This is a genomic window from Pseudoalteromonas sp. UG3-2, from assembly GCF_037120705.1.
In the GTDB taxonomy this organism is placed as follows: Bacteria; Pseudomonadota; Gammaproteobacteria; order Enterobacterales; family Alteromonadaceae; genus Pseudoalteromonas.
In genome coordinates this window covers 430,488-452,346 of sequence record NZ_JAWLJU010000001.1, presented here as the reverse complement: position 1 = coordinate 452,346, position 21,859 = coordinate 430,488, and the positions used below count along the sequence as shown (strand labels likewise).

General features: G+C 44.1%; 17 protein-coding genes. 7 read left to right on the top strand and 10 right to left on the bottom strand.

From position 1 onward, the window contains the following. Window positions 1–267: 267 nt before the first annotated feature. A complete protein-coding gene (locus tag R3P39_RS01750; RefSeq protein ID WP_336565292.1) occupies window positions 268–453 on the bottom strand; it encodes a hypothetical protein in 186 nt (61 codons plus the stop codon). A 186-nt stretch (window positions 454–639) separates the two neighbouring features. On the opposite strand from R3P39_RS01750, the gene R3P39_RS01745 reads away from it, so the two are divergent. Genes R3P39_RS01745 through R3P39_RS01730 form a run of 4 tightly spaced genes read left to right on the top strand, consistent with a single transcriptional unit; the run spans window position 640 to window position 7,584 of the window. Then, on the top strand, window positions 640–3,441 hold the full coding sequence (locus R3P39_RS01745; RefSeq protein ID WP_336565291.1) for a cadherin-like domain-containing protein: 2,802 nt from the start codon (window positions 640–642) through the stop codon (window positions 3,439–3,441). A gap of 37 nt (window positions 3,442–3,478) precedes the next feature. After that, window positions 3,479–6,172: a TonB-dependent receptor plug domain-containing protein gene (locus R3P39_RS01740; RefSeq protein ID WP_336565290.1), complete on the top strand. Its 2,694-nt coding sequence runs from the start codon at window positions 3,479–3,481 to the stop codon at window positions 6,170–6,172. Between the two features lie 6 nt (window positions 6,173–6,178). Beyond that, window positions 6,179–6,415, top strand: coding sequence for a hypothetical protein (locus tag R3P39_RS01735; RefSeq protein ID WP_336565289.1), 237 nt, complete (start codon window positions 6,179–6,181; stop codon window positions 6,413–6,415). An 8-nt stretch (window positions 6,416–6,423) separates the two neighbouring features. Next, window positions 6,424–7,584 (top strand): cytochrome-c peroxidase, encoded by a 1,161-nt coding sequence (locus R3P39_RS01730; RefSeq protein WP_336565288.1) that lies wholly within the window; start codon window positions 6,424–6,426, stop codon window positions 7,582–7,584. A 54-nt stretch (window positions 7,585–7,638) separates the two neighbouring features. On the opposite strand, the gene R3P39_RS01725 is transcribed toward R3P39_RS01730, so the two are convergent. Beyond that, window positions 7,639–8,538, bottom strand: a complete 900-nt coding sequence (locus R3P39_RS01725) for a LysR family transcriptional regulator (protein WP_336565287.1) — start codon at window positions 8,536–8,538, stop codon at window positions 7,639–7,641. A gap of 168 nt (window positions 8,539–8,706) precedes the next feature. Between R3P39_RS01725 and R3P39_RS01720 the strand changes: the two genes are divergently transcribed. After that, window positions 8,707–9,861 carry an iron-containing alcohol dehydrogenase gene (locus R3P39_RS01720; protein WP_336565286.1) on the top strand — a complete coding sequence of 385 codons (1,155 nt, stop codon included), beginning with the start codon at window positions 8,707–8,709 and terminating at the stop codon, window positions 9,859–9,861. 53 nt (window positions 9,862–9,914) lie between these two features. Here the strand turns inward: R3P39_RS01720 and R3P39_RS01715 are convergent, their stop codons facing one another. From R3P39_RS01715 to R3P39_RS01705, 3 genes are read right to left on the bottom strand one after another with little or no spacing between them, the layout of a single operon-like run. Next, a complete protein-coding gene (locus tag R3P39_RS01715) occupies window positions 9,915–10,307 on the bottom strand; it encodes a TM2 domain-containing protein (RefSeq protein ID WP_336565285.1) in 393 nt (130 codons plus the stop codon). Between the two features lie 8 nt (window positions 10,308–10,315). Continuing rightward, window positions 10,316–10,540, bottom strand: coding sequence for a membrane protein insertion efficiency factor YidD (gene yidD / locus R3P39_RS01710; RefSeq protein ID WP_336565284.1), 225 nt, complete (start codon window positions 10,538–10,540; stop codon window positions 10,316–10,318). Continuing rightward, window positions 10,533–10,760 carry a DUF4177 domain-containing protein gene (locus R3P39_RS01705; RefSeq protein WP_336565283.1) on the bottom strand — a complete coding sequence of 76 codons (228 nt, stop codon included), beginning with the start codon at window positions 10,758–10,760 and terminating at the stop codon, window positions 10,533–10,535. Before R3P39_RS01705 ends, yidD begins: the two co-directional genes overlap by 8 nt. A gap of 193 nt (window positions 10,761–10,953) precedes the next feature. Between R3P39_RS01705 and R3P39_RS01700 the strand changes: the two genes are divergently transcribed. Continuing rightward, window positions 10,954–11,385, top strand: coding sequence for a hypothetical protein (locus tag R3P39_RS01700; protein ID WP_336565282.1), 432 nt, complete (start codon window positions 10,954–10,956; stop codon window positions 11,383–11,385). 66 nt (window positions 11,386–11,451) lie between these two features. Here R3P39_RS01700 and R3P39_RS01695 read toward each other — a convergent pair whose 3' ends face one another. From R3P39_RS01695 to R3P39_RS01675, 5 genes are all read right to left on the bottom strand, one after another. Further along, on the bottom strand, window positions 11,452–12,168 hold the full coding sequence (locus R3P39_RS01695; protein WP_336565281.1) for an aspartate/glutamate racemase family protein: 717 nt from the start codon (window positions 12,166–12,168) through the stop codon (window positions 11,452–11,454). A 79-nt stretch (window positions 12,169–12,247) separates the two neighbouring features. Beyond that, complete coding sequence (locus R3P39_RS01690) at window positions 12,248–13,387, bottom strand: PepSY-associated TM helix domain-containing protein (RefSeq protein ID WP_336565280.1); 1,140 nt, start codon at window positions 13,385–13,387, stop codon at window positions 12,248–12,250. A gap of 251 nt (window positions 13,388–13,638) precedes the next feature. Further along, window positions 13,639–15,738 (bottom strand): TonB-dependent siderophore receptor, encoded by a 2,100-nt coding sequence (locus R3P39_RS01685; RefSeq protein WP_336565279.1) that lies wholly within the window; start codon window positions 15,736–15,738, stop codon window positions 13,639–13,641. A gap of 65 nt (window positions 15,739–15,803) precedes the next feature. Beyond that, on the bottom strand, window positions 15,804–16,646 hold the full coding sequence (locus tag R3P39_RS01680; RefSeq protein WP_336565278.1) for a helix-turn-helix transcriptional regulator: 843 nt from the start codon (window positions 16,644–16,646) through the stop codon (window positions 15,804–15,806). A gap of 91 nt (window positions 16,647–16,737) precedes the next feature. Then, window positions 16,738–18,606 carry a S8 family peptidase gene (locus R3P39_RS01675; RefSeq protein WP_336565277.1) on the bottom strand — a complete coding sequence of 623 codons (1,869 nt, stop codon included), beginning with the start codon at window positions 18,604–18,606 and terminating at the stop codon, window positions 16,738–16,740. 863 nt (window positions 18,607–19,469) lie between these two features. Between R3P39_RS01675 and R3P39_RS01670 the strand changes: the two genes are divergently transcribed. After that, complete coding sequence (locus R3P39_RS01670; RefSeq protein WP_336565276.1) at window positions 19,470–21,857, top strand: heavy metal translocating P-type ATPase; 2,388 nt, start codon at window positions 19,470–19,472, stop codon at window positions 21,855–21,857. Window positions 21,858–21,859 lie beyond the last annotated feature (2 nt).

The window sequence follows — 21,859 nt, the reverse complement described above, 5'->3', positions numbered from 1 at the left end:
TTACTAGATTCTGCGATTTTATACCTTTACAGGCCACAAAACGCGCTTTGACAAAGCATTGATACATAGAGCTTTAGTCTTTACTTTGATCTAACTCGCCAAATAGTTAAGGTTAGCAAAGGCGGAGAGTATATCTTTGGCAAAGGCGATGCGAGGGTGCCTAAGCGCGCCTTTTTTCCATACCGAATAAATATTATTCTCAGGCCCAGCTGGCCCTAACTGCACTAGTTCACCGGTTTTTATTACATCTCGGCAAAGGTAGTCGGGCTACACGGAGTAGCCAACACCAGCACAAATGACGCTGGCAATAGCACGAATATCCGGGCAAATAGCGACGACATTGGAACGGCAATGGCTATTAAATACTCGCTCAAAGTATTGCCTTATCAGTGGTAGCTCTTGGTCATAAGTGACCACATTGTAGCTGGAGAGTCGCTCTGCGGTGATCTCCACATCTTGTATTCCTCGCTGTTATCAGCTTATCCTCAGCCATAGCTATTCTTTAAGCAAGCGTTGCCCTGTTTCTGAAGCATTTCTAATTGTAAATAGAGAGACATTGGTCGCAACTTATCTAAAAGTAATTGCAAATGATAATTGTTGTTATTATTATCCCCTCCCACAAAAGTCGGAGAGGTAGTTATGAATAAACAAAGGTTATTAGCATTAGTTATTGCAGCCACGCTGGCTGGTTGTGGTGGTAGTTCTCAAGGCAATTCATCGCCGGTATTTGATTCAACAAGTTATCAGTTAAGCACAGATGAAGACATAGCCGGGAGCCTAACGGTAAAAGCATCGGATGATGATAATAACGATCAGTTAGCCTACAGTTTAGCCAATGCACCGAGAAATGGCACAGTTAATATAGGTGAATCGAGCGGAGAGCTTACTTTTACACCGGATCCAAACTTTAATGGAAATGATAGCTTTGAAGTGCAGGTGAGCGATGGCGAAACGGCAGTAAAAACAACTGTGAACGTTACGGTTAACTCAGTTAATGACCTTCCAGAGCTTATCGCAAGTGAGGTTTTTGTTACCGGTGGTGAAGTTAAACAAGGCCGTATTCAAGCAACAGATATTGATGACGATACCTTAAACTATACAATCAGTGAAACAACAAAAAATGGTGACTTAACTCTCGACAGTAATTCTGGTGAATTAACTTACACTCCAACAGGCTTAATCGACGTAAATGATAGCTTTAGTGTAGTAATAGATGATGGTAATGGCGGTAGGTTAGAGAAGCTTTTGTCAGTGAAAATGAGTCTAGCGAGTAATACTGACCGAGCATATTATTATTACGCCAGCGAAGAGTCGCATTTAAAACAAGCTGAGGAGCTTATTGGCGCGTTAGATAACGATATCAATCAAGGTTTGATATTTGCTGATTTAGCAAAGGGCTATGCGGAAGCAGGCCTAACTGAGCAAGTGGCGCGTCTGTTAAGCGAAGAGCAAATTGTTAGAGATGAGGCTCGTGCTCGAGCACTTTTGCAGGTTAGTTTTGTTTATAACCGATTGGATTTGATTGACCAAGCAAACCATTACCGCTCAGAGGCTAAAGCACTTTATAGTGCATATGTCGCATCAAAAGGTATAAATGCATTTGATGCTAAAGATGCCAGTTTTTTTACCGACTTATCTATTGCCTATAATCAAGTGGGCTTTACTAAGCAAGCAAGTGAAGCATTAAGTATTTTAGATAACTTGTTTGTAACCGCTTTAGATGACAACCCTACCACAGCTGCTTTACGTACCTTTTTTGGTTTTAGAAACTTGGTTGATGATGCGGTTGATAAATGGCAAGCAACACGCTCACAGGCAGACTATGACTTAGCTCATTCGATGGCCGCAAGATTGTATCGTTACGCGAACATGATCAGTCATAGGTATGTCAGCAATGACCGTAACGGTAACGAAGGCAAGCCTTACTTTAGCACTCGTCAAGTTGCTCTGAGCGATGTAATTCACGCATTTTTAGAGCTCAATGATTACAATAACGCCAAGGAAGCCTTACATGACGTATTTGCGTTATATGGTGTAATTGGCGTGGATGAAAACTATCCACGTACTCGAGATCAATACTATCAAGTGACTAAAGTGGAGTATCAATTTGGATTATACGGTGTATTAGATGAGTTTGTGGTGCTATACCCTGATGCAACCTTAGACGCTTTCTTAACTGGTTTCCCTGAAGACAGCTTTTGGGCTGGTCTGGCTGAAGAAGATGCCGCTGATGCGCGTTTAATGGCGAAAGTTCGCAGTATGGAAGATAAGTCCGCGGCATTAGAGCTAGTGATTGCTGAAAAAGATCCAGAGAAATTAAGAAATCACTTCACGAATTTGGTTGCCTTTAATAGTTCTCGTCCAGGTGGCGCATTATACCTAATTAACCAAGGTCATTACGATGCCGCCGCTCAGTTCTTGGCTGAGGCCATGTCTGTTCTTTCAACAGATGACTACATCTCACAAAATATATCCAGTGAAGCTTTTGTAACGGGTCAAACGGGATGCGAAATGGTAATTGATCTACTTAGCGATATTTATTCAATTACTGCTGAGCAAAGCTACAAAACGCAAGCGCAGTCTGCGGTAGAAACTTGTATTAATATCGCAAGCCAGCATTATTCAGATGGCATTGATGGCAGCGATGTTGAGATTGAAGATGCTGTGAAAGCAAATGCTCGATATTTCCCATATGCTAAGTGGTTGGATATATCTGATAGCATTGCAGGTTCGTTGGCAATAATTGAAGCTAATGTTGCAAAAATCGATACAAATGATCATATAGAGCTCATTTCAAGGCTACAAGGTGTGGGGGTTGCATTGGCTAAAGGCGGCTTATTCAGCCAAGCGCAAAGCTATTATGATCGCGCTATTACTGAGTTAGCACATTATGAGACGAATGTCGTAATGGAGGAGTTAGGCAAACAAACGGCTGACTTTTTCAGTGCTAGCTCATCATCGAGTGATTATAGTAATTACTTAGCCGTGATTGAGCAGCAAGCGGGCTTGATTGAGGGCTATGCTAGCATTCGAGATGCCGCTGTTAAGGCGTGGATGACGGTAATTGAAAGTCGCTTATCAACATTATCGCAAGCTGGTAATCAGCAAAAACTCACTTTTTTACCTCAATATGCAAACCAGTATATTCGCTTAAATGCATTTGATGAGGCGTTAGCTTTGAGTAATGATGCTGCTCTGGGAGTTGTAGAAAAGGAATCTATTATTACTCAGGTTGCCACCGGCATGAGCATTAAAGATGATTTCAAACACACTGCTATCGCCTCGGTTGATACTGACGGTGATGGTCGTCCTAACTTCTTCATCGACTCGGCAACACCAGAGTCAATATTGCAGTCGGGTCTGGAGCTTGACGAAGACAGCGATAACGACGGTGTGAACGATGCAGAAGATGCCTTCCCATTAGATAAATCAAAACAATAGTATGAGTTATCTTCGAACAATATTGGCGGTCAGCTTAATGCTGACCCTGCTTCCATCTGTGGCTCAGGAGGCAGAGCATGCTAAGCCAAAAAATCATAATGACAAGTCATTACAGCCGGAGGCCAATCAAGCAAAGCAATTATCTGAGTTCGAGTGCCCTGATGATAAGCAAAACTGCAAACAGCAGGTTGAACACATTGAAGTTGTTGGCCGCAAACTTACCCCTATATCGTATTCTACAGATGGCGTTTATACGCTTGATAAGCAAATGCTAAACGAGTACTTATTCGGTAATGGTAACTTGAACGAAGTTCTGGGGATCTTACCAGGAGTACAGTTCGGTGAAGCAGCCTATGCAGCGAACCAGGTTACGAATATTAAGCCTAGTGAGGTATCGATATCAGGAGCGAAAGGTTATCAGTCGGGTTATCAGATTGATGGCGTTAGCAATAATTCAAAGCTAAACATAGGCAGTGGTAATATAGATCGTAATTTAGCCCAAAATGTTTCCGGTCATAGTCAAGAGGCCTTTGTTAATCTAAAAATTCTGGATCAAGTTGAAGTTTACGATAGCAATATCCCCGCTAAGTATGGTCAATTTTCTGGTGGTTTGGTGCTGGCAACGACGCAAAACGCGGATAATAAACCGCGGTTTGGTTTTAGTTACCGTCAAACCGCAAGCGACTATGTTGACTATCATCAATTCTATGCCCCCGATTTTAGCGGTGATGATGTACTTGATAGAGCCACTTTTGAGAAAAAAGATTTCAACGCTTATCTGTCGACACCAATCAATAATAAAAGCGGTATTGTTGCGCAAATACAAGTTCTTAACTCTAAAGAGTCGCTTAACCAACTAGGTGAGCTTAGATTGCAAAAGCAGTCTAACTACAATGGCCTGCTGAAGTATCATTATAACCTCACGGAAAATGACGAATTACAAGTTCGTTATTTATATGCTCCGTATACTGGCAATTACTTTAATGTCAATGCAATAAACAGTGACTTTGACGTAAAAGGTGGCGGACAATCTTTTATGACTAAGTGGCGTGCATTGCGACAATGGGGTCAAGTTGATACTCAGTTTAGTTGGCGGCAAAGCCAAAATAGTAAAAATACCGCTGAAGCTTGGTATGTTTGGGCAAATTTACCGGGTAAAGCGTGGGGCAGCTACGATGGTTCAAATAACAGTCTAGCAGGCGGTTATGGCGATATTAAAAAGCGCCAAGATAGCTATAGTTTTAAACAGGACTTTGAGAGCGATTTTCGTTGGGGTGGGTTTGGAGAGCATGCCCTTGCTCTGGGCTATCAACTGGAATATCAGCAATCGGTGTTTGACCGCCTAGAAGATTCCATCATTTATAATGGTGCGGTTATCTCACCTAGTATCAATTGCAATGGCTACAAAAATGATTGTGTTGAAACCCAGTTCAAACGACCACTGGCTGAGTTAGAGTCGGAATTGGGGAGGCCATTAAATTTAAATAATCCCGATGATTTTTTGTTGTATCAAAACAACATCAAGACAACAGGGCAATTTTTTCAAACCCGGCAAGTATCCCCTAAAGCCAGAGCCACAGCAGATATTGCCTATTTATCCGCCTACGTGGAGGACTCGGTAACATTTAATGACTTACTGGTCACAGCTGGATTGCGGTATGACTACAATGACTTTTTTAGAAATCACAATTTTGCCCCCCGCTTGCGATTAAGTTATGAACTTATTGATAGTTACCAAGTAGTCCTAGGAGCAAACCGTTATTATCAAGCTGACATAGCAAACTATAAACTGAACCAAGCTATGCAACCTGTGCAGAATGAGGTGCGAGCTACATATCAAAACCGTCCACAACAATGGCAGGCTGCGTTATTGCAAACAGGATACAAATACCAATACCGCAATACTCAAACTCCATTCAGTGACGAATTAGTTGCTGCATATCGTCAGCCTTTATTTGCTGGCGTGGTTGAGCTTAAGTGGGTAGAAAGGGCGAACAAACAAGGGATTAATCGCATTAAAGGGTACAATGAATTGGGAGAAGCGGTCCTTTATGCAGGTAATGACGGTCGGAGTGATTATCAGCGTTGGTCATTGTCGTGGATGGCACAATTTAGTAATCAACATATCGAGTTTAATATTTCCAAATCAAGTAATAAAACCAACCGCAAAAGTTTTGATGGTGCCACGACCATTGAAAGTAATAATCAAGTAGCATCAACATTGAATTATAGCTATAACGACGATGAGCTAGTATTTTTACGCAGTGAGTATTTTAACAATAAAGGCAAGCTGAAAACTAAGTACAATCTGGTGACCCGCCACGATATCAACCTCGAGCGGCAAGATGCTAATCGCCCTATCGTTGCGAACTTAAGTTGGGCTGGTCATTTCGGCAATTGGCGACTTTCTGCTTATGCACGATATAACGGTCGTCAGGATGCCATTTATCCCACCAGTCAAACAGAGTCAATTAAAGAAGCAATTAGCATTTGTGACGGTTGTGTATCAACACGAAGAGAATACCCTGTTTATCGTAAAGCTGAGCGGCCAAGCTTTTGGCTCTTAAGTGGCAGTATTAGCTATCTTTGGCAGTTACCCAACAATAGCCAGCTTACTTTGAGCTTTGACGGGGAGAATTTATTAAATAAACGTACTTATCAAGTGAGCCCCTTTACCACCGGGCTTGAACTGGGGCGTCGGTTCTGGTTAGGGATTAGTTATGACTATTAGAGGTAAATGATGAACATATTATTACTCACCGCTGCGACTCTTGGGCAATTGTGTTACCACGCAGATAAAGATATTAACGACAATGCCGTACTTGAGGTAAGCAGTTATTTCCACGACAAAATAAGTCATGCCAAACAACAAAATGCTTCAGCATGTTGGGATATTGATAATCAACAGCAGTACCAAGAGGCATTAAAAATTGAGGCTGCAGATGCGACAACTGAAACATTTATCATTAAATAGGTTGGTGAGTGTTAAGTAATCAAAGCTATACATCTTTCCCATGGCGGATTTGCTTTATGATATGGTGCAGCTTGCTTGCCTTGCAAGCTGCGGCCAATGGTGATCTCGAGTTACGAGAAATTTATAGTCAATCGAGTGAATTTTGGCCGAAAGCACATGTGGATGAAGGGGTTGTTGCTGAAGAGATTGGTCTGTTACCTGATGTCTCATTTCCAAAGCAAAATCCTTTTAATGTTGCAAAGCTGTTTTTAGGTGAGAAACTGTTTCACGACCCTTTATTGTCTCACTCTAAGCAGATTGCTTGTGCCAGCTGTCATGAACCAGAGCTTGGCTGGGCGGATGGCAAAAAAACATCCTTTGGTCATAATCGCCAGCGTGGTAAAAGAAATGCGCCGTCGATTGAAAATGTCGCATTTAGCACATCGTTTTTTTGGGATGGCCGGGCCAAAACGCTTGAGCAGCAGGCATTACTCCCTATTCAGGATCCGATTGAGATGAATTTATCACTCACAGATATGGTGAGCAGGTTAAAGCAAAAGCCTGAGTATAAAACTGCATTTTCCGCAGCATTTGGTGATAACGCCATTACGGCACTGCGAGTTGGGCAAGCACTGGCCACCTTTCAGCGCACAATCGTGTCGAGACGCAGTGATTTTGATATGTTTTTAATGGCTGGCAAGCAAAAAACTGAGAAGCTCAGGGCAATTTACAGTAACGCCATGTCGGATCAGGCAATATGGGGAATGCACCTTTTTCGTACCAAAGCACGATGCATGAATTGTCATCATGGGCCAACATTCTCTGATAATCAGTTTCATAGTCTCGGCCTGACATACTACCAAAGAAAGTTACAAGATTTAGGGCGCTATCTGTTTACCCAAGACCCGTCTGATGTTGGTAAATTTAAAACGCCAAGCCTTCGAGGAGTAATGAATACAAAGCCTTGGATGCATAATGGTGTATTTGCAGATATGGAAGGTTTACTTAATTTTTATAATGCTGGTGGTGCAAAATTTACTAAAAAGGAAGAGGATCCTTTATCTCCAGAAACGTCTAAATTACTGCACCCTCTAAACTTAAGTAAAAAAGAATTGGATGCCTTAGCAGCATTTTTGCAGGCTATAACTGCCTCTCCTGCTGTGGGACCCTCTCCCAAATTTACCCAATAACACCAATGCAAATTAGGTAGTTAAAGTTGTGCTAGGCTACGTATTTCTGAATACCTAACTCGCCAAATAGTTAAGGTTAGCAAAGGCGGAGAGTATATCTTTGGCAAAGGCGATGCGAGGGTGTCTAAGCGCGCCTTTTTTCCATACCAAATAAATATTATTCTCAGGCCCGGCTGGCCCTAGTTGCACTAGCTCACCGGTTTTTATTAAGTCACGGCAAAGGTAGTCGGGTAATACGGAGTAGCCAACACCAGCACGAATGACGCTGGCAATAGCGCGAATATCGGGGCAAATAGCGACGACATTGGAACGGCAATGGCTATTAAATACTCGCTCAAAGTATTGCCTTACCAGTGGTAGCTCTTGGTCATAAGTGACCACATTGTAGCTGGAGAGTAGCTCTGCGGTGATCTCTACATCTTGTATTTCTCTCCCTTCTAAACGGTTCATTACCAACCATAGCTGCTCTTTGTCTAACACTAGGTAGTCAAAAAGAGCAGGATCTGGTGCTGAAGCCGCAATCGCAATATCTGCGGTATCAGTATGTAATGCTTGATAAATATCGACTTTATTACCCACATGCAGGACAACATTAATGTTGCCTGCTTGCAATAAGTTGGCGATCTGTGGACCCGACACTAGGCTTAAGTATTCGGCGGGGCCAGCAATATTCAGTGTGCCGAATACGGCATTGGAGCGAGCACGAATAGAAGCAACCTTTTGTTCTAAAATATCGATATGGCTCGACACCTGTAATGCCAAATCGTGCGCTGTGGCTGTGGGCTTTACTCCTCGTGCTTGGCGCTCAAATAAGGGTTTGCCCACCACACTCTCCATGGTCTGAATATGAGAGGTTACGGCGGGTTGCGACATGCCAAGGTTGGCGGCTGCTTTGGTGATATTTTTACTACGATAGACTTCAACAAAAGTTTTGAGTTGAGTGAGATGCGACATAACAAGCTTAAGCCATAAATATTCTGATTGCTCCACCTAATTTATCCGAATTCTCTTATACGAGCAAATCACTTAGTATGCGCTGCAGTTACTTAGTTTGCAGCGGCTACAGTGCATACTAAGCCATTAAATTAAATCCCTATCGACCGAACCGAAAAAGGAAAGCAGATGCTCAATTTTACATTTAAAAACCAAACCGAAATTTTATTTGGTAAGGGTCAAATCAGCGAGATCTCATCACGCTTACCGCAAAACGCAAAAGTGCTATTACTTTACGGTGGTGGTTCTATTAAAAAGAACGGCGTTTACGACCAAGCGATGACGGCATTGGCGGACGTAGAAGTGATTGAATTTGGCGGAGTTGAACCAAATCCAACCTACGAAACACTGATGCAAGCTGTCACAAGTGCTAAAGACAATGGCGTGAACTTTATTTTAGCAGTGGGCGGTGGCAGCGTTATTGATGGCGCCAAGTTTGTTGCGTCTGCCTATAACTTTGCCGGCGAACCTTGGGATATTTTGGTCAACGAGGCTGAGTTCAGCGATCCTCTGCCAATTGGTGCGGTGTTAACGCTTCCTGCGACAGGCTCTGAAAGTAACGGTAACTCAGTAGTCACCAAGAAAGAAACAGCGCAAAAGCGCGCCTTTTCTAGCGAGACGGTACAGCCACAGTTTGCAGTCCTCGACCCTGAATACACATACTCATTACCAGAAAAACAAATTAGTAATGGGGTGGTTGATGCGTTTGTTCATGTGATTGAACAGTACTTAACCTATCCCGTGAATGCGCCCCTACAAGATAGATTTGCCGAGGGTATCTTGCAAACCTTGATCGTAGAAGGGCCAAAAGCGTTAGCCGAGCCAGAAAACTACGATGTGCGAGCCAATGTCATGTGGTCAGCCACGATGGCTCTTAATGGCTTAATTGGTAAAGGCGTACCACAAGATTGGTCTACGCATATGATTGGTCATGAGCTCACTGCTTTGTATAACCTTGACCACGCGCAAACGCTCGCCATTGTTTTGCCCGCGCTGATGTATGTGCAAAAAGAGCAAAAAGCTAAGAAAATCGTCCAGCTTGGTGAGCGCGTATTTGACTTAAGCCTGGCTGATCAAGCCGAGCAAATCGATAAAACGATTAAAGCAGTACAGGACTTCTTTGAGTCCATGGCAGTGAAAACTCGTTTAGCGGATTATGACCTCGGTGAGCAAGCCATTGTTGAAGTGGTGGCAAACCTTGAAAAGAATGGCTTAACGGCCTTAGGTGAGCATGGCGACATCGACTTGGCAAAAGTAAAAGAAATTCTTGCTTTAGCACGTTAAATAGAGCGTAAAGAGCAAGCTTAAGGGCTTGCTCTATTTCATTTCGCAACGAGCTAAAGCCGCTGATGCTTTTCGCTCTGCCGTGTATTCATTTCCCTTAACACTTGGCGCATGGCATCAATATTGTGTTGCCTAACAATGGCTTGGCTTTGAAAGAGTTGAGGTAATTCAATTAACAATACTAATACGATTAATACCCAGCCATAAAAAGGCAGTAACGCCAAACCAACCAACATCAACAGCAAATTGAACATCCCCCGCATGGTTTTACCTAAGTAAAAGTGATGCAGTCCTGCGGCAAAAAAATAGTTCAGCACCGCGTAGGTATCTGGATCTTTGAGTAACTCAGTTTCCAGCTGGTAATATTGTTTACGTAGGGTTGGTGACAGCCGCGCCACTTCTTCGCGAATTGCTTCTTCTTGCTGGCTTAAGGTGTGCTCATCCATATCCACTCCTAAGGCAGAGGATCCGATTTTATCGTAATGCAGTCAGGATCATTACAGCGTTTAATACGTTCAAAGCTAAGTTTAACTCCTTTAAACAGGCCATACTTGGCTATCGCCTGAAAGGTGTATTCTGAACATGAAGGAGTAAAATTACAGCTTAAATTAAAGTGAGCTGCAGCGCCACCACGGCGCTGGTAGCGGCGAATTGCCTTAAGTACCCAGGTTTTAACCACGCTTGCGTCCTAGAGTTAAGATCACCGCTTCGCGATTCCAAAATAGCCAAAAACGTTTGTTTTCGATCACTTGAAATACCAGCTGCCATCCGTCTTGGGCTTCCATATTGAGCGTTGCTTCAAGCTTTTTTAGCGGCAAGCCACTGGAACCCAGCAACAACGTACCACAGCCACCTTCGACCACATGGATCACTTTATATTCATCATACTGTTGTAGCATGGAAATCCTTTGTTCATTAATAAATTAGTTCAATTTATCCTAGGACATCGGCAACAATTTCTCAATACTTCAATGTGGCTATATATGGAACTTTAGTTTATCAAAAATAACGAAGTTTAAATCTAGCAATGAATTTAAGGTTAACTTAGTATGTTTGTTCCTATTCTGTTGATGAGTTTTTAAGGGATCAATTTTGCATAAGCATATTAAATTATTGGCAATTGTAATGACCTTGTTGGCGGCAAATACAAGTTATGCGGATATCAGTGTAGGGTCGGGGTATCAGTATGGCGGAATGGTGGGCGTGAAGTATGCTCATGTTTCTGAAAACCATGTCACCTTTGCTTCGCTAGGCGTTGTGGGTGGGGCTGTAGGCTATCAATATGCACTAAGTACTGATAAAAAGCACTTAGTAGGTGTAACAGCTGGCTCCGAAGTACTTACTAGTGAAGATGGCTTTGCGGCATTAACTTATAATTACTATACGCAGGGGGTTGATAGCCCAAGTTGGACTTGGGGAGCAAGTGCGGGGGTTAGAAGGGAAGATGATGCCGGTTTATTTGGAAGACGAGATGAAATTAAGACCAAAGCCCTATTTGGCATACATTTCGGCTATCAGTTTTAGCAATTAGAGGTGAAAGAGCACAGCCCTTTCTCCTTGTTAATCTACAAACAGAGCGGGCTCTAGCCTTTAGTTAAAAATAAAACCAGAAGTATCACCTAATGCCCATTTTACTGCCGCTTTGGCATGAAGTGCTGCCGTATCATACAATGGCGCAGTGGTGTGCTGTGGTTGTACTAGCAAGCCAATTTCTGTGCAGCCTAAAATAATCCCCTTAGCCCCTCGATGAGTCAGGTCGTCGATTATATTCAGATAGATGTCTCTGGAGCTGGCTTTCATTTCACCTTGGCAAAGCTCTTGATAAATGATCTCATGAATGTGTTTTTGCTGGTTGGCGTAAGGTGTGATCACCTCAATACCGTGCAGATTTTTCAGCCGTGCCTTATAAAAATCCTGTTGCATGGTAAATTGAGTACCCAACAATGCCACTTGGTCCACTCCATCGCGCTTTAGTTGCTGGGCGGTGGCATCGGCAATATGAAGGATCGGCAACCCGGTGTTAGCGCTAATAGCAGGGGCGATTTTGTGCATGGTATTAGTACAGATAACTAATGCTTCGGCGCCGGCACGTTTTAAGGCGTTTGCTGCTTCAGTGAGTATCACCGTCATTGCTTGCCAGTCACCTTCGGCTTGAAGCTTGGCTATCTCGGCAAAGTCAACGCTGTACAAACAGAGCTTGGCGCTGTGTAGACCGCCAAGCTCATTTTTAACCGTTTGATTTAACAGCTGGTAGTAACACTGTGTTGACTCCCAGCTCATGCCCCCAATTAATCCAAGTTGTTTCATTTGCTGTCCTTTTGACCAAGTGTCTCACTGTTGAGGATAACGAGTTGGGTGGTCAATGTGCAACTAGTAATCGGAATCGCTATGTATAAGCCTGAACTCTTTGGCTGCGATTGGCTCTACTGCGGCGTTTTTTACGGCGTCGTTGCCACCACATATAAAGCCCAGTTAAGCCCAGTAGCACTGGAGCTAGGCCCATAATGCACCAAATTACTTTACTGGTAAGCCCGGCAAAATGACCGAAGTGCAGCTTTCTAAAGCTGTCTATCACTCTATCGAGTGTTGACGCTTCGCGGATATCATAACTGTAGGTGTGAGCGCCAGTTTGGGCATCAAAGCTCACCGTGGCTGCATAGTTACTGATAAAGGGGTTGGCGTCATCAACACTACCAAAAATGGTGATATTGCTTTGCTCTGGCTCAAACGGGAATAACCAATAGGTAGGTTTAAAGCCAGTAATTGCCTCATGGCTTTGCGTCATCATGGCATCAAAATTCAGTTGATGATTGAACATCGCTGTGCGAACAATATGATGTTCCTCCTCGTGGTGCTCGAAGGCTTCATGATAATACTCAACCGCATTGAAGTAGACCCCGGTGATCCCCAGTGCGAGCAATACTGGTGAGCTCCAAACTCCCACCAACTTATGCAGTTCACTCATTACTATCAGCCTTGGCGCGGCGCGTCTGAAGCTAAAAAGTCGACGCCAAAAACGACGATAAATGATAAGCCCTGAGATGCCTAAAAGGGTAAATAAAATAGCCACAACTAAGCCAATCACTAAGCCTAAATGTGGAAAGGTGTCACTGATATCATCGAGTAACAGGGTGTAGTGTAAGTGCAGTATAAAGTCAGTAAAATCAGAATGAATACCAACAGGTTCGCTGAGCATCTTGCCTGCGTATGGGTCCAAGTAAGTTTTGTACCACGTATCGGTGCCATGCTTTAGCAAATAGACTCGATCGGCTTCGTAGCCATCATCGAAGATTTCCCAGCTGCCGATCTCATAATTTGGGTGGGAGGTAGCAACATAATCGACTAAGGTGGTCATCGGCTTCCGCTCGGGTAAAGTTTGGTAGCTTAACGTTGCTTGCTCGGGCATCAATAGGCTGTCGATTTCAAACTTGAACACCAGCATGCTTCCGGTGACTGACATAATCGCCAGCGGTAACAAGGCGATGAGCGCCATGACACTGTGCCATTTAAAAATTGTTTTACGCATGACTTCCCCTAAAGTACAAAAGAGGCGCCATGGCTGGCAGCCTCAATATGCAAAATGAGGTGGCAGGTTTGCCACCTGAAAGTGATACCAATCCGCATTAATACTTGATCAATTTAAGGGAGCAAATTCGACGCTAACTGCGTTAAAAATTTCTCATTTAGAACAACTAAATAGCAAAATTTTCGCCTTGTTATCGATAGAATTTTCTTGCCTCAAATAGACCACTTAATTAAGCGAATTGGTATGAGAGATTAAAAGCGGTATTGCAAACCCAGGTCTGCTTTACGCTCAGCACCCATCCAGCAGTTACTGGCATCATAACAAGCACCGACATAGCGCTTATCGGTGACGTTACTGACACTAAAGGTGATGTTAGCGTTGGCGTTTAGTTGGTAATCAACCGCAACATCAAGCAGGGTGTAGGAAGGCACAATATCGCTGTTGTATTTGCCAACATAACTTTCACCAACATAACGGGCTCCAAAACTTAGCTGTAAGGCATCAAGCTGTTCAGGTAAGTAGCTGAGCCAAAATGAAGCGGTGTTGTCTGCCACCCACACTAAGCGTTTACCCACTAAGGCAGGATCAAGCTTTTGCTTTGTCACCTCTTGATCAAGGTGCGTGGCGTTAAACAGTACTTCAACTTGGCTATTGAGTGTATGAGCGGCTTCAAGTTCAATCCCTTTGGACTGAATTTCGCCTGCTTGGGTTTTGCTAATAAAGTCTGCCGAGTTAATGATCTCATTCTTTTTGGTGAGATCGAACAGCGCCACCGTAAGGCGAGTGTCGTTGGATTGATATTTCACCCCCAGCTCCCACTGCTGTGCTTCGGTAGGCTCAAACGCTTGTTGTGTTTCACTGTCTTGGCCGGCAACGGGCTCAAAAGACTCACTGTAACTTACGTATGGACGCCAGCCTGAGCTAAACTGATATAAAGCGGCTATGCGGCCACTTACTTGGCTATCGTCTATTTCTGATTGGCTACCGTACTCAGTGCCAGCGTAATTATTATCAGTCGTCACATCACTGTTGAAGTTATCGTATCGCAGACCCGCTAGCACCGTTAAGTTTGCTAACTGGATCTCATCTTGGATATATAAAGCACGGTTACTTTGTTCAATATCATGGACTTCAGTATAAAAATCCAGTGGCAGTGCAGCAATATCGAATGCATCAAAGTTAGGTGCTGCAAGATCAATGGTCGGTGTATTCGTGCCTAAGGTGTCGCCATAGCGAACATCTGAGCTGAGAGTTTTGTATTCAAAGCCAAACAGAAGACGATGTTCACTGGCACCAAGACTAAACTGACTGGTAAATTGGTTATCAAGCACATAGCCGTGTTGCGATTCATCGGTCATGTAAGCTGAGCGAGCTAGCACTGACTCACTGTCTGGCAGTAAGTTTTGATTGTAAGTATTGCGCTGCAGTCCTTCAGCATCGGTATAACGCCAATTACTGTAAAATGACATATGTTGGTTTAATTGGTGTTCGAGCTTAATGCCGGTCATCAATACTGTTTTATCAAAATTAGCCCACTTACTATCGCCGGCAAAAGCATCGGCGTCTAGGTAGCCATAGCTGGCTTCAGTGAGTGTGCCAATGCTGTGAAGCGGTGTTGAAGGAATGGATTTCGGATCGTCTTGATAGTAAATGTTTGCGGTAAGGGACGTTGCCGCGCTTGGTTGCCAGCGCACAGAAGGGGCGAAAAGCGTTCGCTCTTCCTCGGTGGTGTGTTGTTGACCGTCGCTGCTGCGCGTTAAGGCTATGGCTCGATAGCTTAGGGAGTCGCTCAGGTTACCACCATGATCAATGCCAAGCTCTTGCAATGAACGGCTACCCACTCGTAAGCGCAGATGGGTTTGTTCTTCACCATTAGCAAGCTTAGCTATTTGATTGACCATGCCACCTGGAGGGGTAGAGCCATACAGCACTGAAGCTGGGCCTTTTAATACTTCAACACTTTGCGTGGCGAAGGCGTCCACTTGCGGGTATAAATTCCATAAGCCATTGGATTGCAACTCTAGGCCATCATAGTAATTACGATACGATTCAAAGCCACGAATGGTGTACTGATCAAAGATGGTCACAGTACTGCGGCTTTCGGGAGTAATACCAGAAACATAACGCAGTGCTGCATTCACGCTGTCGGCTTGACGAAGCTGCAGCATTTCTTGGTCGATATGAGAAATAGAAAACGGCGCTGCCATTGGCGGCAGTGAAGACTTAGTACCGGTACTACGGTAATCTGAACCCTGTACTTCAATATGTTCTAAGTTATCGTTTTCATTCGCTTGCGTGGATTGAGCAAACAGTGCCAAGCCTATTGCAGCGTAGAGCGCATTCAGTTTCATAATCATCCCGTTAAAGTTAATACGATTGATTCGCATTATAGGGTTTATTATCTATTCAGTTTTGTCTAAGCGTGCACTCGACGTGATATTTCTTTAGGTGAAAGTTGAAACAGTTGCTTAAAGCGGCGGCTGAAGTGTGCTTGGGTTTTAAATCCAGCATTGATGGCGACTTGGTTTAAAGACGCTGTGCCTGTTAATAATTCAAAGTATGCATGGCTTAACCTAACGCGAATAAGGTATTCAGCGGCGCTTGTTTCAGCGTTACCAAATAACTTATGAATATAGCGTTTCGACCAACCTGAATAGTCGGCTAAGGCGGCAATAGTAAATTCCTCATTACACCCATGTTGTTGCATGATAAGTTGCAGTTCTAACAACGGTTTTGGTTGTATAGAGAGCAACAGTTGGGGTGTTAAACACTGCACTATTTGTTGCTCGAGCATAACACGAGTTGTCTTGCCTAGGCTGTTGGCGTGGATCACCTTTAACAACAGAGAGATTAGCTCCTTATTGCTAGGTAGAGTTTGACCGTGCTGCAGGCACACACCAGTGTGACGTTGTAACCAGTTAATTGGAAAGTTAAAGCTTATCGCTTGATATTGGCTAGGATGGTGAAACACATGAGGCTTACCTGCGGCAATAAAAACCAGTTGGGCGTTTGATGCGGGGACCGTTGTTTGTTCCGTGAGCCACCAACCACTGCCTTGGTTGAGTAAAATAAGACTGCCATAATCATCAGGCAGCTGCTTTGCACCTTGTTGATCTCTATGGTAAATAATGCCGTTAAGCTGCACCATAGATACACTGGTAGCCACCAAAGGTATTTCTGTATGTTGCTCATCTGCCCCTGTGTGGTTGTAAAAGTCCTGACGTAGTAACTGACTGTGTAGGTCTAAGACAATGCTCATAAAAAAAGTGGTTGCCAATAACTGGCCACCACTTTACTGTGTTTTGCAACAAACCCCAAGCTAAATGAGATTTATTTGTAATTGTGTGCGATTAATAACTTGCTACCAAGCTAACACCTGAGAAGCTAGAATATCCGCGTAGCTTGATGTAATAAGTTGCATTTTGGCTCACGCTTAAACTACAGCTTTCATTATTACCGTTAAGGAACGGACGGCAATCATAGGTTGAAGTGGTTGGCTCTGCACCTGCTCTCACGTATAAATCAGCATCACCCGAACCGCCAGAAATAGACACACTCAGATTACTGTTCGCTGGCACATCAATGGTATAAACCAGCTCATCGCCAGTGTTACCAGCTAGGTTATCTACCGGTACACCATTTTCTAAACAGTTACTACCACAGCCGCCAGGATCGGTGCTGTAAGTGCCTGTTAAGGTAGTGCCTGAGTAGGCTGAATAGCCATTGAGCATCACATACCAGTCTCCTGCTGCAGGGTTGCTAAAGTCACAAGACTCATTATTGCCGCTAACGAATGGTCTACAGTCATAGCTGTTTAGCGTAGGTTGGCTTCCTTGCTTAACATACAGGTCTGCATCACCCGTTCCGCCGGCAATAGAGAAGTTCAGTGACGCCGCGCCTTGAGGAACGGCAAGTTTGTAAAAAGACTGCTCGCCATTAGCGCCTGATGCACTCACGCCCTGACCATTAGTTAGCTCCTCTACTGGATCAGGATCTGGGCCTGGATCGCTGCCGTCGGCAAGAGTAAAGAGTAACTCGTTCGGTGAGCCACTTTTAGCATCCGACACTTTACCGCTCGATGCACGGTTGCCTAAAAGAACGTCAACTTGTGCAGGACTTAAGCTTGGATCTTCATCAAGGTACAGTGCTACAGCGCCTGCAACGTGTGGTGCCGCCATCGATGTGCCACTGATGGTATTGGTTGAACTGTCAGAATTGTACCATGCAGAGGTAATGCTTGAGCCTGGTGCATAGATATCAAGACAACTACCATAGTTAGAGAAGCTTGAGCGAGAGTCGCTGCTGGTGGTTGAGCCTACCGTAATGGCATCGGCTGCACGCGCAGGTGAATAGTTACAGGCATTGCTATTATCATTACCAGCAGCCACAACAAAGCTCACACCGGCAGCAACTGCATTATTTACAGCATCATCCACAGACTGTGAAGCACCACCACCTAAGCTCATATTGGCAACCGATGGGCCTGAAGCGTTGTTTTTCACCCAGTCTATACCAGAGATAACGCCGGAAAATGAACCAGAGCCATTGCAACCCAATACTCTGACACCAACAATGTTAACGTTTTTAGCTACACCATAGGCGCTGCCACCGATAGTACCTGCTACGTGTGTGCCATGACCATTACAGTCAGTGGCATCATTGTCGTTGTCGACAAAGTCATAGCCATGACTAGCACGGTTACCAAACTCACTGTGGGTAATACGTACACCGGTATCAATAACATAAGCGGTGACACCTGAGCCATCGAAGTCATAATGGTAATTTGAGTCCAGTGGTAAACTACGCTGATCGACGCGGTCGATGCCCCAGGTAGGACTGGCTTGATCGCCTGCAGTTGTCATTGGTGGCGTAACCGTTACTACTTGGTCTTGCTCAATGTATTTGATGTTTGAGTTCTTACTTAACTGCTTTAATTGTGTCGCATCTGCCTTGATTACAACGCCATTAAGTACGCCGTTAAACCCTTTGGTAACTGCTATATTATATTGCGACTGCAGTGTTCTAGCTTGAGTTGAAGCGTAGTTTGCAATGGCATTACCATCTCCTGCGTTCAATACTGCAGGAGTATCAAAAACGACAATATATTGGTCTTTAATTGCTTTACTTTGATCATTTGCCATTAAAACTTCGGCAGCACTTACGTTAGTTGCGCCTATGCCCGCCATTACAGCAAAGCTAATTGCACTTAGTTTTCGCATGTTAGTTTCCTTTACATGTTGTGTTATTTAGTTGCATCCACCAACGTTAATTTGCACCTCAGTCACTGTAGTAGATGCTTCACCGAGTTTGTTTACTGTTATTGGTGAAAGCAGACTGAGAGCATGGTGCATAATTGCAGTTGGTAACAAATAGCATAGAACGAAAGTGTAAAAAATAAACAAAAAATACAAAAAAAATTTACAAAAAGTGTGTTTATTCTATGGATGTTGGTTGTGATATTTTTTTTATCAATATAAAACAGTTGCTTGTATTTTTTGTGGTGTGATCTTCAGGCAAGATAATTTTTAAACTGCTTAAGTAATTGTGTTCTTTGTTTCTTGTATGTAAATTTTTAGTGTTTTTTTACCTTGTTAAAAGCCCTGTTCAAGAAAATATGGTTCAAACTTTGAACGGTGGTAAATATCAGGGCATATTAAGAATCGGTTAGTTGATTTTTGCACTATTTATACTGATTGGTAAGCACTAAACTATGCTTGCAATCATGGCCCATATTGCAAACGCACCGATTTCTTGACTGGATTAATGGTGGCACAATACATTGAGGTATCCGTAATTTTCATTGCAGTGGGGATTAGCCTTGAGTACTTACTCAATGATATTTGGGTTTAGTAACCCTAGTTGGGGTTATTGCCATAGCTGCTTTAACCTATTTATTCACATATTTCCATTAATTGTATGCTTGGTTTGAGCCCTTTATTCGTGTGCTGAAAAACTACAACCCAAACGCGAAGAGTATATTATTCGCTCCTTATGAAAGGGGCGAAGGCTAGCTTTTTAGGTAGCTTTTTCATGCTGTTAAGTACTAAAGTGATATCAAGAGCAAGTGCGAAGGATAATAATCATGACCAGTAGGTTAACTTTGAGTGTGGAGGGGATGTCCTGTGCCTCTTGCGTAGGACGGATAGAAACAGCGTTAACGCAGGTAGCAGGCGTTGACTCTGTCAGTGCGAATTTAGCCCTCGAATCGGTCATGGTGTGCGGCGATGTGGACACGGCAAGTGTAGTAGATGCAATGGCCGATGCCGGCTACCAAATTAGGACGCAACAAGTCAGTTATCAACTACGAGGGTTAAGCTGCAGTTCGTGCGTTGATCGTATCGAAGCGGTGGTAATTACCTTGCCAGAAGTACTAAATGCACAAGTAAACCTAGCCACCGAAATGTTATTTATCACTCAAGTAAGTGATATCAGTGAGCAGCAAGTGGCCGAGGTACTCAAGCAAGCCGGCTACCAGCTAGGCAACCAGCCAGACCCTACTGAAAATAATTCTACTCCAGTAAACAGGGCTTTTTATCAGCACAACGCTTTCCCGGCTGCTGCCTCGTTACTGTTAACACTGCCTATGGTGGTGCCGATGTTGGCAATGGTATTGGGATACCAGTGGATGTTACCACCTTGGTTGCAATGGGCCTTAGCAACTCCTGTGCAATTTTACTTTGGTGCGCGTTTTTATCGTGGTGCTTGGGGTGCTGTAAAAGCGAGAACGGGTAACATGGATTTGTTGGTTGCTATTGGTACCACTGCTGCGTATGGTCTATCGCTTTATGCTTGGTGGGCGGCTTCTAGCAGCCAAGCTACGCCGCACCTTTATTTTGAAAGCAGTGCCGCAGTATTGAGCTTAGTGTTATTGGGCAAGTACCTTGAGCAGCGCGCAAAAAAACGAACCACCAGTGCACTCAAAGCATTAGAAAGCCTAAGACCTACCACGGCAACCGTGTGGCGAAATGAGCAGTGGCAAAGTGTATCAGCAGCTTCGGTCAAGCAAGGTGAGCGCTTAAGAGTTAAACCTGGCGACAGAATAGCGGTTGATGGCAAAATAACCAGTGGCCAGTCCCATGTCGATGAGGCCTTGATCAGCGGAGAAAGCATTCCGGTTGAAAAAAGCGCGGCAGACACAGTCACTGGTGGTTCAGTGAATCTAGATGGGGTGATTGAAATCGAAGCTACGGGGATAGGGGCAGAGTCCACACTTGCAAAAATCATTCGCTTAGTAGAGCAAGCGCAAGGGGCAAAAGCACCGGTGCAAGCGCTGGTTGATAAGGTCAGTGCGATATTTGTACCAGCGGTACTGGTGATTGCACTTTTAACCCTACTTGCTTGGGGGCTAGGTTACCAAGATTGGACGCAAGGGGTGCTTAATGCTGTCGCTGTGTTGGTGATCGCCTGTCCTTGTGCGCTTGGATTAGCAACACCGGCTGCTATTATGGCAGGAACCGGCACTGCAGCTCGCTTTGGAATTTTGGTCAAAGATGCCGAAGCACTTGAACAAGCAACCCACATTGATATGGTGATTTTTGATAAAACCGGCACCCTAACTGAAGGAAAGCCCAAGCTCACAGATATCCAGACTTATGCGACTTCGCAAGATCGCGTTTTGCAGCTTGCTGCTGCTATTCAAAAAGACAGTGAGCACCCCTTGGCTAAAGCGGTGATGGAAAAAGCACAGCAACAAGGTTTAGATACCCTAACGGTTGACAACTTCAAGGTGGTTGCAGGTAAGGGAGTGACTGCAGACTATGCCGGGGTTAGATATTACCTTGGCAGTAGTCATTGGATGCAGTCTTTGGGTCAAACACTGCCGGAGTATAAATCGTCTCATCGTGGCGCTTCAGTGTCTTGGCTCTTAAGCGAAACCGAGGACGATTACCAATTGTTGGCGTTATTTTGTTTTACTGATGCGTTAAAGCCTAATGCCAAGAGTGCAGTTAAGAGACTGCAACAACAAAACATTAAAGTCGCCATGTTAACCGGCGATAGCCAAGACAGTGCTGAGTATTGCGCTGAACAATTAGCATTAGATGATTTTCAAGCTCAGGTATTACCTAAAGATAAGTCAGATTACATTTCACAGGCCCAGCGCCAAGGCTTTCGTGTTGCCATGGTGGGGGATGGTATTAATGATGCGCCGGCACTAGCGCAAGCGGATCTCGGTATCGCGATGGCGACAGGAACGGAAGTGGCAGTTAATGCCGCTGCCCTGACATTAATGCGAGGAGAGCCAAGCCTAGTTCCTGCCGCTTTAAATATGGCAAAGCTAACCTATCGCAAAATTAAACAAAATCTATTTTGGGCGTTTATTTTTAATATTATTGGCTTACCACTAGCGGCAATGGGGTATTTAAACCCAATTTTTGCCGGCGCCGCCATGGCTGCCAGTAGTTTACTGGTGATCAGTAACGCGCTATTGTTGCAGCGATTTACACCAACTAAAGATGGTAATGTGGGCTAAGC